A 16,840-nucleotide genomic window follows, 5' to 3' on the forward strand; every position below is an offset into this window, starting at 1 on the left:
TGATGAGCATCCGTTATAGCAAAATGAGAGATGGTCATTAGTGTAACCACCTTACAAAAACAAGAGGCGCGGCTTGCTTTTATGAGCAAAAAGCCGTAAAATCTTGCCTTTAATTTTTCCCTGTCGTGTTCGTCGTAAAAGCGTTGGTATAACATCAGCCACGGCACACGGGTTAAACGGAGTCATATAATGTACGCAGTAATCAAAACTGGTGGTAAACAGCACCGTGTAGTCGTCGATGAATTGCTTAAAGTTGAACTATTAAAAGCAGAAAAAGGCGAAACAATCAAATTTGAAGACGTGTTGATGGTTGTTGACGGCGATAACGTCAAAATCGGTCAGCCTGTTGTTGACGGCGCTAGCGTAGAAGTTGAAGTTGTTGAGCATGGTCGCGGCGAAAAAATCCGTATCATCAAGCACAACCGTCGTAAGCATTATCACAAAGAACAAGGTCACCGCCAATGGTACACCTTGTTAAAAATCAAAGCGATTAATGCCTAATTATTCATTTAGCAATTATTGCTAAATAGCGCACTAAATGCTTAAGAGTTGTCGCATTAGCGATAAGTCAAATTAACAAGGAGATTTTCTCATGGCACATAAAAAAGCTGCCGGTTCGAGCCGTAACGGTCGTGATTCAAACCCAAAAATGCTAGGCGTAAAAATCTTTGGTGGCCAAGCTATCTCAGCTGGTAACATCATCGTTCGTCAACGTGGTACAGAATTCCATGCAGGCGAAGGCGTTGGCATGGGTCGTGACCATACTTTATTTGCACTGAATGACGGTGTTGTAAAGTTTGCGACCAAAGGTAAATTTAACCGTCGTTATGTTACGGTTGAAAACGCATAATTATCTACTCAAGTTGTTTTATTCTTTGGATAAAATGATTGGATAATTAAAAAAGCCCCTGTTGCCTTATGGTAATAGGGGCTTTTTATATTTGTAGACTCATATAAAGTAATAATGATTATTATAAGTACTATTTTTGAAGCTATTACTAGCATAATTACTGTAGCTAAGAATACTGAATACAAACTTTTGCTGTGTAATTGTATTGGTTACAAGTGTGTATGGCAGCCGTAGTAAAGATTGCAAATCATGACTAGGCGCGTAATAAAAAAACTGGCACACTATTGTCATTGCTGATGGTTACCCGTTTTATCTTGGTAAAATTAGTATTTATAGAAAACAAAAATTTCAATAAAACATTTTATTTTTAGCGACAACTTTAATGTGACAATCTTTAAGCGACTATGCTTTTTTAGAGAGGATTTATGATGAACTTATCTACGACAAAATCAACCAAACAAAAAATGATGAGTGGTGCTTTAGCAGGTGTATTGATGACATCGCTAGGTATTGTGGCTCCAATGATGGCACTGACTCAAACGGCTACAGCAGCTCCTGCTGACAATCTAACCGCTGCTAAACGTTTAAATAAACTACTAACGAATACTAAGAGCATGACAGCCAACTTTAGCCAAACGACCAAAGGCGCGAGTAGCGGTACGTTCACAGGCTCTATGAGTGTTCAACGTCCAAACAATTTTCGCTGGGAAACTAAGTCACCATCAGAGCAGCTAATTGTTGCTAATGGTAATTCTATGTGGGTTTACGACAAAGACCTAGAGCAAGCGACTAAACAAAACGTTGATAGCCAAGTAGGTAATACACCAGCTTTGCTGCTGTCAGGTGATCCGAGCAAAATTGATCAAAACTTTAAAATTACTCAGCCATATGACAACAAAAATTACTATGTGCTCTATCCTAAGTCAGAGAGTGCAAGCTTCAAAAGTCTTTCAATGAGCTTTAGTGGTGGTAAACCTGTCATGATGGTATTGAATGATACCTTGGGACAAACAACTTCTATTAAGTTCAGTAGTATCAAGATGAACCCAAGTGTTGGTAGCAGTCAGTTTAAATTTACACCGCCAGAGGGTGTTGATGTTATTAATCAGTAATTAGCAAATATATTGTTAGGTTCTGATATCGATTCAAAATCAGCAACGTAATAAAAAGGACAGGTCCTATGCGGTCTGTCCTTTTTTATGTAAGTAACTATAATTTGGCTAGCAGATAAATTAAGACATGGATTTTATGGTTTCCATATCTGGCATAGGTGGCAGTTCATTTAGATGGTTTAGTCCAAACGCATCTAAAAACTGCGCAGTGGTATGGAGTAATGCAGGGCGACCTAGAGTGTCTTTAAAGCCTTTCTCAACGATCCACCCTTTATCAAATAACTGGCGCAGTATATTGCTCGATAATGTGACTCCGCGTACGTGCTCGATATCACTGCGTGTCACAGGTTGCTTATATGCAATAACACTCAGGGTTTCTAGTAAGGCTTGGCTCAGACGTTCCTGACGCTGTGGAAAAATGCGCTGGATTAAGCTGCTGTAGTCATCAGATATCTGTAAGCGATAACCACTGGCGGTTTCATGAAGCCTTAGTACACCTGTATCTAAGCGTTTTTGCAGCACTTCCAAAGTCTGTTCTAATTCTTTAGTAGATAATGATAAATGTTTTTTCAATGCATGACCTGTCAGCGGTGCTTCTGACGCATGTAACAGCACTTCAATGCGCTTACTCATATCTTCAAGTAAATCATGCTGCGCTTCAATTGATGCAGTTATATGTGTTGATTCTAGGGTTTTATCATGCTGTTTTGAGTTTTCAATATCTACCATCTCAAATGTGCTCTTATTTCAGTGTTGTTTGTTAATAGAGAGTAGGTCTAGGAGACAGTCTTAAAGCTGACTAGGCTAACCACTGTAACGTAAGCGTTGTAGGCTCACTGTCTATATCAGGCAGCTCGTCATTGGAAACAGAGCTAACGATCTCGCTATCTGTCTCGATGTTAACCACACCAATCAGTTGCCGCTTTATGAGCTCAAGTACAGCGACGAAACTCACAACCACGCCTATTTTACCTTGTGCTTTATCCAACAGCTCATAAAAGGAGCGCGCCCCATCCGTACTTAGTTGCCTGCTAATACTGGCAATACGATCGGCAAGTGGTACTGCATCAACTTTGATGGTATGCATTTGATAGTCGGGCTGTAATTGCATTTTGAACAAGCTATCAATCAGTAAGTTGGGCGAGTAGCTTGGCAGTTCTGCATTCATAACCTCTTGACCAGGCATACTGACCATTGCCAAAAACACATCACGCTCTAAGCGTACTAGATTGTCTAAGCGTTGACTGACCACTTTAATTTGCGCGTATTCTTCGAGGCGTTCAATGAGCTCTGCTTTTGGGTCACGCTCATCAGTAGGGGTATCAGGAGCAGGTAATAGCAATTCGGTTTTAATAGCAATGAGCGTTGATGCCATCAGTAGATAGTCACCTGCTAACTCGAAGTGCTCGGTGTCCAACTCACTGATATATGATAAATACTGCTCAGTAATAGGCAGAATTGGCATTTGAGTCAAGTCGACGTTATTTTTCTTGACCAAATACAATAGAAAATCTAATGGCCCAGCAAATTGCTCTAACCAAATAGCAAAGGCTTGCGGTGGTACATATAGATCTTCTGGCAAGTGCTGCACAGGCGTCTGATAGATACGCAGCGATATATCATGGTCAACTGTTTCATCATAGGCACTCTGATGATCCATAGGCTCAGAGGTTGAATCAGCCATAGCAGATAAGGCGACTTTGGACAAAGCCGCCTGTTTGGTATTTGGTTCAGTCTGCACGTTTAGCACCCGCTCTGATAAATTGCGCCAGTGAAGCGATTACTTAAGCTTAGCAAGTGGACGGATACCGATGGCACGACGAGCTTTATCCAGCTGCTTACGACTATGACGGCGGGCTTTGTTTGCACCCATCTGTAAGATTTCTTCTAACTCTTTTGGATTGGCCATCAGCTCTTCGTAACGTGCACGGAATGGCGCGATTTCGTCATTAATTTTATCAAATAGCGCTTGCTTAGCATCACCCCAACCAATACCAGCGGCATAACGCGCACGCATATCAGCAATTTCTTCAGCAGTAGCAAATGCTTTATAAATCTCAAAGATAGCGGAGTCATCAGGATCTTTTGGCTCATCAGGCAGCTGTGAGTTAGTCACAATTTTCATGATAGCTTTGTGCATTTGTTTTTCAGGATTAACTTGTGGATTTGGCTCGCCAAATAGAGGAATAGTATTGCTATAGCTCTTACTCATCTTGCGTCCATCAAGCCCAGTAAGCAGTGGTATATCGTTATCAACAACTGCTGAGGGTAGCGTGAAAAGTGACTTATAACGATGATTAAAAGTACCTGCGATATCACGAGCCATCTCGATATGCTGCACTTGATCACGACCAACAGGCACATGAGTCGCATTAAACATCAAGATATCAGCAGCCATTAGCACTGGATAACCAAACAAACCCATGGTGACACCTTGATCAGGATCGACATCGGCTTTTTCTGTGTTGATATCGACTGCTGCTTTGTAGGCATGGGCGCGGTTCATTAAACCTTTGGCACATGAGCAGTTCAAAATCCAAGCCAGCTCTGGAATTTCAGGCACGTCCGACTGACGGTAAAACGTCACGCGTTCTGGGTCTAGACCACAAGCAATCCACGTAGCGGCAATGGCTCTCGTCGATTCATGAATGATAGCAGGGTCATAGCAACCGATAATGCCATGGTAGTCTGCTAAAAAGAAAAACGCTTCATGATCACTATTTTGAATAGACTCAATTGCTGGACGAATCGCTCCAACATAGTTGCCTAAATGCGGAATACCAGTCGGTTTAATACCAGTTAGGATGCGTTTAGCTTCGGTTGAAGTAACAGAAGCTTGATTGTCAGGAGTACTGTTATTGCTCATGGAAAATCCGTTATTTTGTTTATCAAATTATTATAAATGTATATCAAAAGTGCGAAATATTAGCTGCAAAGTATAGCAAACTTCACTAGTATTTTTGGGAATAAAGGCTTACTTATAGATATCAGTACGACCGTTTGGCCCATGTTTAAAGCGGCGATGGAACCACATCCACTGGGTAGGATCAATACGAATGAGTCCTTCTAAGACTTCATTAACCCGAGTGGCGTCAGCGACCTCATCATGACTTGGGTAGTTGTTTAATTCTGGCGTAATAGTCAAATGATAATGAGGACGCTTACCACGCGGCAGATTATCAGGTGTCTGTCGATAAGTATGCAATGCCATAACTGCTGGTGGTTTGGCTTTGTTGCCCATTTTTGCCATACGACGAGAGGCAGTAATAGTCGCTGCTGGTACACCAAAAAATGGCGCCATAACTCCTTGTTTTAGCCCGTAGTCTTGATCAGGAGAGTACCAGACGACGTGTCCCGCTTTGATAGAGGTAACTAAGCTACGCATATCTCGGCTAGAGATTTGCTTACCAAATATATTAGTGCGACCGTTATAGATAAACCAATCTAATAAAGGGTTGTTTTGCGTACGATACATACAGTCTACAGGGAAAAACTGTGCACTTAGCAAGCCGCCTAAATCGAGCATCGTGTAATGTGCACCTAGCAGGATAACTGGCCGCTGCTCATTTTGCGCATTCACAAGATGCTGTAGTCCTGAGATAGATACCGTTTTGGTAAACACATTGGGTCGAAACCAAGCACATAACGTTTCAAATACACCAATACCTTGATTGACAAATACTTGCTTGGCCATTAATTCACGTTCAGCTTCGGGCTTCTCTGGAAACGCCAACTTCAGATTAATTAACGTATCGCGTCTACGTGAGCCAGCAGCTTTATAAATCAAACTACCAAGCTTACGACCTAGCCAAAATTGCCAACGTAATGGTAAATATATCATTGGCAACATGATCAAAAACAACAACCAAATGCCCCAGTACTTTGGCACTAAGAACTGCCATTGAAATGGTTTCTTATCTGCTTGTGCGGTACGCTTATGATTTTGCGTAATCGTTGGCGTTCCAGCAGGTATGGCAGGCGATTTAGCCGACTGCTTTGTACTAGGTGGCACGCTGCTATTAGCAGATGGTTTGCTAGGGTCGTATTGTTCTGGCGCTTTCATAATATCCTTCTACAACAAGGTTTGAGGCATCATGGCTAATAATAAAAAGTTACTGGTATGATGGGGTAGCGTTAAATGCTTTGCAAGTTAGAATTTTTATAGATGCGCTACTTTGCAGTGTTGAAACAAAGTCTCATGCTTCGACTATCAATCCAAAGGAGTGAATATTAAAAATATTCTTATTATCAATATATCGTAAAGCTGGTTTGACTAAGTCAATCATATAATTAACGCGCTATTAGTAGGCATAAAAAAACCTTATAAGCTGTGACCAGCTTATAAGGTTTTGCAAAACCAGACTCTTATTTAGTCTTGCTACTGATCCTCTGAGAAAAAGACAACAGCAGCAAAAATATAAGAGAGAGTTTTGATTAACGTTTTGAGAACTGTGGACGTTTACGTGCTTTACGTAGACCCAGTTTCTTACGTTCAACTTGACGTGAATCACGAGTAACAAAACCAGCTGCTTTTAGGGCAGGCTTCAAAGTTTCGTCAGCTTCGATTAATGCACGTGTGATGCCGTGGCGGATTGCGCCAGCCTGACCAGTAGTACCGCCGCCTGCGACAGTTACATATAAATCATATGCGTTAGCAGAGTCTAGTAGTTCTAATGGCTGACGTACAACCATGCGTGAAGTTTCACGGCTGAAGTATTCGTCAAGTGGCTTACCGTTAACAACGATACTACCAGTACCTTTTGATAAAAATACGCGAGCAGTAGACGTCTTGCGGCGACCAGTTCCGTAATTGCGTTCCATAAGTATTCCTTAGATGTCTAGTTCTTTAGGTTGCTGTGCAGTATGTGGATGATCAGTACCCGCATAAAGTTTCAGCTTCTTGATCATCGCATAGCCAAGAGGGCCCTTTGGAAGCATACCCTTAACTGCTTTGTGTAGAACATCTTCAGGCTTATGTGCAAGCAACTTGTTGAAGTTGGTTTCTTTGATACCACCTGGGTAGCCACTGTGACGATAGTACTTTTTGTCTTGTGCTTTTTTACCCGTTACCGTGATTTTGTCAGCATTGATGACAACAATAAAGTCACCAGTATCAACGTGCGGAGTAAAAGAAGGCTTGTGCTTGCCACGTAAGCGAGTTGCGATTTGAGTGGCTAAGCGACCAAGGGTTTTGCCGTCAGCATCTACGACATACCAGTCATGGGTCACTTCAGCTGGTTTTGCACTAAGTGTTTTCATGATAAAACCTTAAAATTAGAATTCGTTGAGAGTTTAGCTGGGAACGGGGCTCTCAAAAAACAGACTGCACATTATAAGCAGTAGCGCCTACGCTTGCAAGCTGCATTGGGGTTTATTTTCGCCTTATATACATTAAATTGCAGCGTCGGCCAGTTTTTAGCGGTTCTAAACATTTGTAAAATATGTTAATGGCTATTATTAACCCGACAATTATGACGATGATAGACGATAAAGTCCAGCGACAACTTGTCCAACTTTGGTTTGTTTCAGGCATTCAAAAGCGATTGGTTGGTGAATAACGCTTAATGGCGAGCCTAATCTTTCATTTAGCGACGCTTCTAATTGCTTAAGCTGTGCTGATAAATCCTTATCAGCTTCTAAATAAATCAATGTTTCAGTATTAATTGAAGCGTTGATAATAAGCGACGTCAAAATAGGCTGCCATAAATCCTGAGCATAAGGCGGATCGATAAAGACAATGTTAAAAGGCCGATCAGTCAGCTGCTCTTGATGCAATACCTGCTCAGCAGTACCAGTGATGATTTGGTAAGAAGACGCCTCAAGGCGCAACTGCTCAGCACTCTGACGTAGCATGTTGCTTTGTGCTGGATTGATTTCGATAAATGTCGTGTGGGCAGCGCCGCGAGATAGCGCTTCAAACCCTAGTACGCCACTGCCAGCACAGCTATCGAGTACATAGGCGTCATGAATATCAGCCAGTAGCCAGTTAAATAAAGTCTCCCGCAGTCGATCTGGGGTTGGGCGCAGACCATCTGCATCGATGAAACTGACAATACGGCGTTTAAACTGTCCACCAATGATACGCACATCACCTGCTGCTGCATTTTTCGCTTTACGGTGATTCTTTGATGCGCGTCCATTTGAGGCTTTTTTCATTATTGTGTCTCGCTTACCAATTCTTTGCTGGGTTTTACGGTTTAAATGGTTAGTTACTCAGACGTTGCTGTCGCTGTTTCGGCTTCCGCGGCTTCTTCCTCTTCCAATGCTTTTTCCTCTTTATCACGAATAGCATCACGCATGGCTTTTTCAAAAGCTTTTTGGCGTTTAATAACTTTTAGTTCATCCGCAGAAGGTGGAAGTATAGGGTCTGTCTTGCGTTGTATCATCCAATAGTCAAATAGCTCACGGCCAATAGGCGCAGCAGTAGTACTACCACCACCGCCGTTTTCGACCAGTACGGCAAGCGCAATCTGTGGATCTTCTACTGGCGCAAAGCCATTAAACCAAGCATGATCCCAGTGGCGCTTATCGATGGCCGATTTGTCATAGCGTTTGCCTTGAGCGATAGATTTCACCTGTGCGGTACCTGTTTTACCAGCGATACGATAGCGCGGTGTATAGATGCCGCGCCCAGTACCACTTTTAACAGTGTCTTCCATAGCGTCGTGCATGCGTAACCAGTCTGATGGCTTGCCGTTGTAATCAATTTTGCCATCTGGCTTAGTGATAATCTTGACGTCCGCAGCACCGTCACTGCTTTTTAACAAATGCGGGGTAATGTGCTGTCCTTTACTGGCCGTCATGGCTGTTGCGTTGGCAATCTGTAGCGGTGTCGCCAAGAAGTAACCTTGTCCAATACTGACCGAGATGGTCTCGCCTGGTAGCCAGTCTTTATCGTAAGAATCTTTTTTCCATTTCGGCGATGGCATGATGCCTGATTTTTCGTTAGGCAAATCAATACCAGTATCTTCACCAAAGCCAAAGCGTACCATCCAATCGTGTAGACGTTGAATGCCCATCTCATAAGCCAATTTATAATAATAAGTATCAACTGACATCATGATAGATTTTTTGAGATCTACAGTACCATGACCACCACGTTTCCAGTCGCGGAATCGATGCGTGTCGCCAGGTAAGCTAAAATAGCCAGGATCATAGATGGTGCTGTTCCAATCGCGTAAACCATAATGAATGCCGCCTAGACCCTCAAATGGCTTGATAGTGGAGCCAGGTGGGTAAGTACCTTGAAGCGCACGGTTATACAGCGGCTGATCCAGATCCTCACGCAGGTCATCGTAGTCTCTGTAAGAAATACCTGATATAAAGGGGTTGGGATCGTAACTTGGATTACTGACAAATGCTAAGACGTCACCGTTTTTTGGATCTATCGCGACGATTGCACCGCGGCGTCCATCGAGCTGCTGCTGGGCGATGGTTTGTAAACCATAATCCAAGCTTAACGTAATATCGTTACCAGCTATCGGCGGCTTGGTATCCAGTTGACGTAAAATATTGCCATGCGCATCTGTTTCGACCGATTGATAACCTGGTTGCCCAAGTAAGATGTCTTCGTAGTAATCCTCGATGCCAATTTTACCGATTAGGTCAGTACCAGCATAACGGTCTTTATCAATGCGTTTAGACTCTTTATCATTAATGCGGCCAACATAACCAATGACATGGGCAAACAGCTCATCATACGGATATGAGCGGGTAAGCTTGCTCTGGATAGAGACGCCACGGAAAAACGGCTTACGCTCACTAAACTGAGCCAGTTGCGCTTCTGTTAAATCGATTTTGATGGTTACAGGATCATTCTTATTTTTACTTAGACGCGCTAAGATATCAGTAATATCTGTATCAGTTAAATCAAAAATAGGCGCAAGTAGATTTAACGTACGCTCTGGGTTCTCGACCTCATCAGGGCTTAACATCGCTGTAAATACAGGCTGATTGTCTGCCAGTATTACCCCATTACGATCGTAAATATAACCACGGCTAGGCGGCGCAGATATCAATTTAATACGGTTGTTATCTGCTTGCGTTGTGTACTGATCATGAGCATAGACTTGCAAATACCCGTACCGTGTTATCAAACCGCCCAGACCAATCAAGATTATAATCCCAAAAATGATAATACGATTGGTAAAGGTACTGTTGACCTGCTGGGTATTGGGAGTTATCGGTTTATTCATAGAAGATCAGAGCCCAAACGGTCAGTGAGTCAATAAAGGAAAAATAAGAGGGCAGGCTGGTTAACCAAAGTGCGGTGAGTCTAAAGGATAATACAAATGGTTTCAATCACATAGAAGATGTGATGTGAAAACGTCATGCATTCATCTATACGCAGATAGTCTTTGTTATTTCACTACAAATTATAACAGAACAAATGAGAAGGCGCAGTACTCAGTCATATATTTTGTTCTGTTTATCTATTAGCCAAAAACCGGCTTATATTCGGGTCTTTGAGGGTTAAGGAGTACTGTGAGATATATCATTTTTAGTTATAACTCGACTATGGTCTATATGTGCTAATAAATAGCAAGTATGCTAAAATCAGGCGATTTATTTTATAGTAGTTATTATGGGCGGAGCGTCTTTTTAAACGTTCTTATTTTGCTAAAGGTTCATCATCTGTAACGATAATATTAGCAACGACAATCAACCTGTCAGGGACTAGATAAGTCATGGACGTAAATTCACTATGGCAGACGATAGCTGAACACCCAGAGTTTTTCGCCATGCTGACTATCCCACCAGTGACGGCATTTGTCACTTGGTTACATGTGTGGATGGCGCTCAAAATGCTGTTCTATCCGATTAAGTTTCGGGGTGTTCGTATTCCTAATTTCCCATTTTTTGGGTTGCCAGGGATCGGTTGGCAAGGTATCGTTCCGCGTAAAGCGGGCAAGATATCAGGCGTTATTGTTGATCAGACGCTCTCAAAACTCGGTTCGCTTGATGAGTTTTTTCAGGCGATGGAGCCTGAGCAAACGGCGACATTTGTCACTGATACGGTTGACAGGAATCTTGAGCCTTTGATAGATGAGATCATGCTGGATCATTCGCCAGCATTGTGGAGCAATTTACCGTATGCGATTAAGCGTCGAGTTTATGCTCAAGCACATCAAGAGCTACCCAGTATTATGCAGTCGCTTGTAACAGATTTGACCCACCATGTCGAAGATCTAGTCGATATGCGTAAGATGATTGTTAATACAATGGAAAACGATCGTCGCCTGATGGTCAATATGTTTCTAAAGGTCGGGCAAAAAGAGATCGATTTTATCTGGCATATCAGTGCTTTGATTGGTTTGGTATTTGGTATTATCCAGATGTTTATATTTTTGATGGTGCCCCAGCATTGGACCGTACCATTTTTTGCTGCGATTTGGGGCTTTCTCACCAATTGGATTGCTATTTGGATGGTGTTTAATCCAGTAGAACCGCACTTTATACCTTACTTGAAGCTATTTACGGTGCAGAGTCGCTTTCCATTTATCAAACCAGTCATGCCGCATATCGCAAAGTATCGTTTACAAGGCGGCTTCATGAAGCGCCAAGAGGAAGTCTCTGAGGTTTTTGCTGAGATTGTGGTGAAAGATTTGGTCACTTTAGAAAACATTATGAATGAAATGATGTATGGTGACCGCTCAGCGCAAACGCGCGATTTGATGAAATCGCATCTATATACGGTGCTTGAGTCGCCAGTGATCAGCACAACATTACGCGTGGGCTTGGGTCGCCGTGATTATGGACAATTAAAAAATACCATCATCGACAAGTCTATTGTCGCAACGATGGTTCCATTGCGAGATCCTGAGCTAAACGAAAGCCGGGCCAGTAAGATATTTGGTCTGTTTCGCGATAGAATACGTGCGCTCACGCCAAATGAATTTCAGAATCTATTGCGTCCAGCTTTTCGTGAGGATGAGATGACGCTGATTGTTTTGGGCGGTCTGACCGGTTTTCTAGCAGGTTGGTTACATTTAGTGTTAGTATTTTTCCCCTCAGTGCAGTAATGCGTGAATAAGTATTTTTAAATAATAATGAGCTGCTGTACTGAATAAGCTTCGAATAACTAAAAAATGCAGAATTAACAATAGATAAGCATTTTGTATCAATCATTCATATTGGTACGTCACAACGATAGTAGCGGGTTTTATGTGCTTCTACAGCAATTGAAACCTCAGTTTTTAACCGTAAACTATGACCGCATAAAGGATTATTAGCGTTTGCCGGTGGCTAGCAATGCCATCGGTGAACCCTTAATTATATCCAAGGTAAACAAGGTTAGACCGTATGTTAATCACAGAATTGGGTTATTTTGCCTTGCTGGCCGCTTTTATACTGGCGATTTTGCAGGTGGTACTACCAACCATTGGCGTCATGCGTGACCACGTCGCTTGGCAGCGTTTGGCGCCAAGTCTGGCATGGGCACAATTTGCGGCAATGATTACATCATTCGCTGCGCTGATGGCAGGCTTTTATTACAATGATTTTAGTCTCGTCTATGTCACTCAGCACTCAAATACATTGCTACCTTGGTACTACAAGTTGTCTGCGACATGGGGCGGACATGAAGGCTCGTTGCTGCTTTGGATGACCATCATGGCCACTTGGTGTGCGCTGGTCTCATATTTCAGCCGTGGGTTGCCGTTATCTATGCGTGCGCGAGTGCTTGTGATACTAGCAGGCGTGCAGATGATGATGCTAGCGATGCTTATCTTTACCTCATCACCATTTGATCGCACATTACCTAATCTGCCTGTTGATGGTGCGGATCTCAACCCTGTATTGCAAGATTTTGGTTTGATTATTCACCCACCGATGCTTTATATGGGCTATGTGGGCATGGTTGTACCATTCGCGTTTTGTATGGCAGCATTGTGGGAAGGGCGTTTAGACGCAGTATGGACACGCTGGTCGCGTCCATGGGCATTGGCTGCTTGGGGTTTTTTGACAGTCGGTATCGCGCTTGGCTCATGGTGGGCTTATTATGAGCTTGGCTGGGGCGGTTGGTGGTTCTGGGATCCAGTAGAGAACGCCTCATTGATGCCGTGGCTGGCAGGGACAGCGCTACTGCACTCACTTGCTGTCACCGAAAAACGCGGTGTATTTAAAGCATGGACAATCATGCTTGCAATCTTTGCTTTTGCGCTCAGTTTGCTTGGTACATTCTTAGTACGTTCAGGTGTCATCACGTCAGTGCATTCATTTGCCGCTGACCCGACGCGTGGTCTGGTGATTTTAGTGATCCTCGGTATCATCGTCGGCGGTGGTCTGTTGATGTTCGCTGTACGCGGCTGGCGTTTGACGGTCGAGAGTCAGTATCGACTTATCTCACGTGAATCATTTTTGGTGATTAACAACGTTATTATTCTGATTTCAACCTTAGTAGTGCTACTTGGTACGCTCTATCCTATTATTGCTGATGCCTTTAATTTAGGTCAGGTGTCTGTTGGCCCTCCATACTTCAACGCACTATTTGTGCCGTTGACGTGGCTACTATTAGTGGCAATGGGTATGGGTTCTAATATCCGCTGGAAACAAGACAGCCGTCCGTTATTAGGCGCTGGTATGGTTATCGCGGTAAGTAGTTTGGTATTGGCTGCCATCATCACCTACTTCACCAGTCCATCAGCGATGCTAAATATTGGTGTCACATTGGTCGTGAGCTTTTGGGTACTGTTATGGATGGTTGTCGACTTCAAAGATAAAACCAAAAATGCACCAAGTCGCTTAAAGGGTTTACGTCAGTTACGTCTAAGTTATTGGGGTCAACAAACCGCTCATATTGGCGTCATCATTGCAGTCATCGGTGTGGCATTTACCAGCACGTTGAGCATTGAGCGTGATGTGGCATTAGGGCCTAATGATAGTGTGAATGTACAAGGTTATGACTTTACTGTACAAGGCTTCCGTGAAGTAAAAGGTAGTAACTTTGATGCCACACAAGCAGAAGTAATGGTCAGTAAAGACGGTCAAGAAGTGACCACGTTATACCCTGAAAAGCGTAACTATATTATCAGTATGATGCCGATGACAGAGGCTGCGATTGACGCCAATCTGATGCGTGATGTCTACGTAGCACTTGGTGAGCCGATTGCCGAAGATAGCAATGAATGGGCTTTTCGAATCTATGTTAAACCGCTTATTCGCTGGATATGGTTGGGTGCGCTTATCATGGCGTTTGGTGCATTACTCAGTATGCTAGACAGTCGTTATCGTATCAAAAAAACCAAAACACCTGCGCAAATTGCGGCCAAAAAATCAGGCTTTGCTACAGTTGCAGATTTAGATACGTCAGCTACAAAGATAGGGGAGCGTTGATATGACTGCCTCAAACAATGAACCTGATAACAAAGTTCAACAAGCAACCGTCAACGGTAGCAAAACGACAAGTAGCAATAAAGTGAAAAGTAAGAAAAAGTTAAAGATTGGATTTTTGATTCCGTTGGTTATCTTTATTGGCTTGGTCGCTATACTCTATATGCGTTTGGGCAAACCGACTGATATCGTGACCAATACGGCTCTAGAACGCCCAGTACCTGCCTTTGAACTACCGTTGTTGTCAGATACCAGTCGTATTATGACCAATGACAACTTACCAGATAAGCCATTTTTAATGAATATTTGGGGCTCTTGGTGCCCAACTTGTATCATTGAGCATCCTTTTTTGATGGAGCTAGAAGAGCGCGGCGTTAACTTAGTGGGTGTCAATTACAAAGATGATATTGGCGATGCATTAGGGTATCTGAATCGCGGTGGTGATCCGTTCTCTATGTCTATTCAGGATTTGTCAGGACAGTTTGCTTTAGACTTGGGTCTGACAGGTGCGCCTGAGACTTTTATTGTCGATGGTGAAGGGGTTATTCGTCAGCATATCGTCGGTGAAATCAACGAAAGCAATTGGCAAAGTCGTATTACGCCTTGCTTGATGGTACTCAATGAGGCTAGCAATAATGGGGTTAGTCCAGATCCGAGTCAAGTTGCGGAGGTGTGCAAATGATAGCCCATCAAATAAGAAGTGCGACTATCAAGTTAGCAAGCTTGCTGATCGCCTGTCTATTCAGCATGGCCAGTTTTGCTGCAATTGATGTCTATGACTTTGACTCTGTGCAACAAGAAGCCCAATATCGTGGTCTCATCGAAGAACTGCGCTGTCCAAAATGTCAGAATCAAAATTTGGCAGGGTCTGATGCACCCATTGCGCAAGACTTAAAACAAAAGACCTATGATTTGATAAAAGATGGTCGTAGTGATGGCGAGATTCGAGCGTATATGCAAGAACGCTACGGTGACTTTATCAGCTATAAGCCACCGGTACGTCCTTCAACATGGATTTTATGGTTTTTCCCACCATTACTATTGATCGTTTTGCTAGTTGGTTGGTTTTGGCAAAGCAAACGTCGTCAGCTCGTCGCTAGTGGCGAGGGTGGTGTCACAGTAGACAACAATATAAAAGCATTGTCTGCCGCTGAAAAAGCAGAACTTGATCGCTTATTGTCACGAGCTAATAATGATGACAAAGACGACACTACAAGCCTTGGGGGCAAAAAATGACCATATTTTCTACTGTTGGCTTATTTATTGCGCTAAGTTTACTTGTCGCTTTGTTGCTGGGTGTTATCACCATTAAACCATGGTTAAAAGCACCGCGTTCACATAGTAAGCCTTTGGACAATCAACTACTAGATATCAACGTTGCTGTGTTCCGTGAGCGACTAGCAGAACTGAAAACAGATAAAGACAGTGGCGTTATTGATGATCATCATTATCAAAACCAAAAACTTGAGCTTGAACGTCAGCTTTTGGATGCCCAGCGTGAAGTCTCACCAATGGTCACGCCAGGTATCAAAAGCCGATTGATTGTTATCGTTTGGGTACCTGTATTGACTGCCATGGCATATCTGATGGTCGGTGATCGCACACCCGTATTTGAGTTGTGGGCTGCTGAGGACAAAGTTGGCCAAGTGGCGGATGATCTATTAGCAGGTAGAATAGATCAACCACCTGCTTGGGCAATTGAAGATGGTAATCAGCTGATTAGTGCTATGCAGACTAACGTCTACCGTCATGCTAGTGATTACAATCGCTGGATGCGCCTATCGGAGCTGTTCTTATCATTAGAAGCGACTGATTCAGCGTTAGAGGCGTTGTCGCGCGCTTATCGTCTATCACCTGACAACGAAGAAATTGCGACCACTTATGCGCAGATCAGTTTCTTTGCTAATAAAGGTCAGTTAGATGCAAATAGTCGCCGAGTATTAGAAAACATACTAGCCAAAAACCCAGAGCATGAAGGCGCACAAATGCTTATGGCGATGGGTGAAGCACGTGCTAGTAACTTCGATCAAGCGCAAGGCTGGATTAAGCGTCTGCGTGAGAGTATCGCAGCCAAACCAGGTGATCATACGCAAGCGCTATCAAGTCTAGACGAGCTGAGTGCTAATGTGGTGATGCAGCAGCAGCAAGCCTCTGAAGGCGTCGAAGTGACGGTCAAAGTCAATGCCAGTCTACTACCATTGGTAAAAGCTGACGATACACTGTTTGTAGCGATACGCGATGTAAAAGGTGGTCCACCATTTGCGGCGAAGCGTCTACCAATCAGCAATATCAAGCAAGGCGAAGCCGTTATTAGTCTAAGTGATCTTGATGCTATGATGCCAGAGCGTACTCTCGGGTCGGCTCGTTCTGATAAAGTCCAGCTAGCGGTCATCGCTCGTATCAGCCATAGCGGTAATGCTACCGCAGAATCAGGTGACCTTTCTGGTAACCCAGTGGTCATCGGCGCAGAACAAACTGAGGTTAATGTGGAAATCAATCAGCAAGTTCCATAGTTATAGCAGTATAAATACCTAACGAAAATGGTATG

The 16,840-nt window shown here is 43.2% G+C and carries 16 protein-coding genes; 8 read left to right on the forward strand and 8 right to left on the reverse strand.

All coding sequences use genetic code 11. The annotated features are described in order from the left end of the window. The first annotated feature begins 189 nt into the window (after positions 1-189). From rplU to lolA, 3 genes are all read left to right on the forward strand, one after another. On the forward strand, positions 190-501 hold the full coding sequence (gene rplU / locus ACT3QN_RS09865; RefSeq protein WP_057761012.1) for a 50S ribosomal protein L21: 312 nt from the start codon (positions 190-192) through the stop codon (positions 499-501). A gap of 91 nt (positions 502-592) precedes the next feature. Beyond that, the gene (rpmA, locus tag ACT3QN_RS09870) at positions 593-850 is read left to right on the forward strand and encodes a 50S ribosomal protein L27 (RefSeq protein WP_444520592.1); all 258 of its coding nucleotides are present in this window, start codon (positions 593-595) and stop codon (positions 848-850) included. A gap of 425 nt (positions 851-1,275) precedes the next feature. Then, complete coding sequence (lolA, locus tag ACT3QN_RS09875) at positions 1,276-1,962, forward strand: outer membrane lipoprotein chaperone LolA (protein WP_444523154.1); 687 nt, start codon at positions 1,276-1,278, stop codon at positions 1,960-1,962. A 120-nt stretch (positions 1,963-2,082) separates the two neighbouring features. Here lolA and scpB read toward each other — a convergent pair whose 3' ends face one another. The 8 genes from scpB to mrdA form a co-directional block, all read right to left on the reverse strand. Beyond that, a complete protein-coding gene (gene scpB / locus ACT3QN_RS09880; RefSeq protein ID WP_444523193.1) occupies positions 2,083-2,595 on the reverse strand; it encodes an SMC-Scp complex subunit ScpB in 513 nt (170 codons plus the stop codon). Between the two features lie 166 nt (positions 2,596-2,761). Then, the gene (locus tag ACT3QN_RS09885; protein WP_444523194.1) at positions 2,762-3,622 is read right to left on the reverse strand and encodes a segregation and condensation protein A; all 861 of its coding nucleotides are present in this window, start codon (positions 3,620-3,622) and stop codon (positions 2,762-2,764) included. Positions 3,623-3,742: 120 nt separating this feature from the next. Then, a complete protein-coding gene (locus ACT3QN_RS09890) occupies positions 3,743-4,828 on the reverse strand; it encodes a tryptophan--tRNA ligase (RefSeq protein WP_444523155.1) in 1,086 nt (361 codons plus the stop codon). Between the two features lie 108 nt (positions 4,829-4,936). Next, positions 4,937-6,025, reverse strand: a complete 1,089-nt coding sequence (locus ACT3QN_RS09895; protein WP_444523156.1) for an LpxL/LpxP family acyltransferase — start codon at positions 6,023-6,025, stop codon at positions 4,937-4,939. 371 nt (positions 6,026-6,396) lie between these two features. Next, on the reverse strand, positions 6,397-6,783 hold the full coding sequence (gene rpsI, locus ACT3QN_RS09900; RefSeq protein WP_444520596.1) for a 30S ribosomal protein S9: 387 nt from the start codon (positions 6,781-6,783) through the stop codon (positions 6,397-6,399). Between the two features lie 9 nt (positions 6,784-6,792). After that, positions 6,793-7,221, reverse strand: coding sequence for a 50S ribosomal protein L13 (gene rplM, locus ACT3QN_RS09905; protein ID WP_057761004.1), 429 nt, complete (start codon positions 7,219-7,221; stop codon positions 6,793-6,795). Positions 7,222-7,431: 210 nt separating this feature from the next. Next, on the reverse strand, positions 7,432-8,118 hold the full coding sequence (gene rsmD, locus ACT3QN_RS09910; RefSeq protein WP_444523157.1) for a 16S rRNA (guanine(966)-N(2))-methyltransferase RsmD: 687 nt from the start codon (positions 8,116-8,118) through the stop codon (positions 7,432-7,434). Positions 8,119-8,171: 53 nt separating this feature from the next. Then, complete coding sequence (gene mrdA, locus ACT3QN_RS09915) at positions 8,172-10,157, reverse strand: penicillin-binding protein 2 (RefSeq protein WP_444523158.1); 1,986 nt, start codon at positions 10,155-10,157, stop codon at positions 8,172-8,174. 492 nt (positions 10,158-10,649) lie between these two features. Between mrdA and ACT3QN_RS09920 the strand changes: the two genes are divergently transcribed. The 5 genes from ACT3QN_RS09920 (at position 10,650) to ccmI (ending at position 16,805) form a co-directional block, all read left to right on the forward strand. Continuing rightward, a complete protein-coding gene (locus ACT3QN_RS09920) occupies positions 10,650-11,984 on the forward strand; it encodes a hypothetical protein (protein ID WP_444523159.1) in 1,335 nt (444 codons plus the stop codon). Positions 11,985-12,264: 280 nt separating this feature from the next. Beyond that, positions 12,265-14,295, forward strand: a complete 2,031-nt coding sequence (locus ACT3QN_RS09925) for a heme lyase CcmF/NrfE family subunit (protein WP_444520600.1) — start codon at positions 12,265-12,267, stop codon at positions 14,293-14,295. A gap of 1 nt (position 14,296) precedes the next feature. Next, on the forward strand, positions 14,297-14,974 hold the full coding sequence (locus ACT3QN_RS09930; RefSeq protein WP_444523160.1) for a DsbE family thiol:disulfide interchange protein: 678 nt from the start codon (positions 14,297-14,299) through the stop codon (positions 14,972-14,974). Then, entirely contained in the window at positions 14,971-15,528 is a 558-nt protein-coding gene (locus ACT3QN_RS09935) for a cytochrome c-type biogenesis protein (RefSeq protein WP_444523161.1), read from the forward strand. The genes ACT3QN_RS09930 and ACT3QN_RS09935 overlap by 4 nt, the downstream gene beginning before the upstream one ends. After that, positions 15,525-16,805, forward strand: coding sequence for a c-type cytochrome biogenesis protein CcmI (gene ccmI / locus ACT3QN_RS09940; protein ID WP_444523162.1), 1,281 nt, complete (start codon positions 15,525-15,527; stop codon positions 16,803-16,805). The genes ACT3QN_RS09935 and ccmI overlap by 4 nt, the downstream gene beginning before the upstream one ends. The last annotated feature ends 35 nt before the right edge of the window (positions 16,806-16,840 follow it).

Origin of the sequence: Psychrobacter sp. AOP7-C1-14 (assembly GCF_052376135.1) — a bacterium.
In the GTDB taxonomy this organism is placed as follows: domain Bacteria; phylum Pseudomonadota; class Gammaproteobacteria; order Pseudomonadales; family Moraxellaceae; genus Psychrobacter.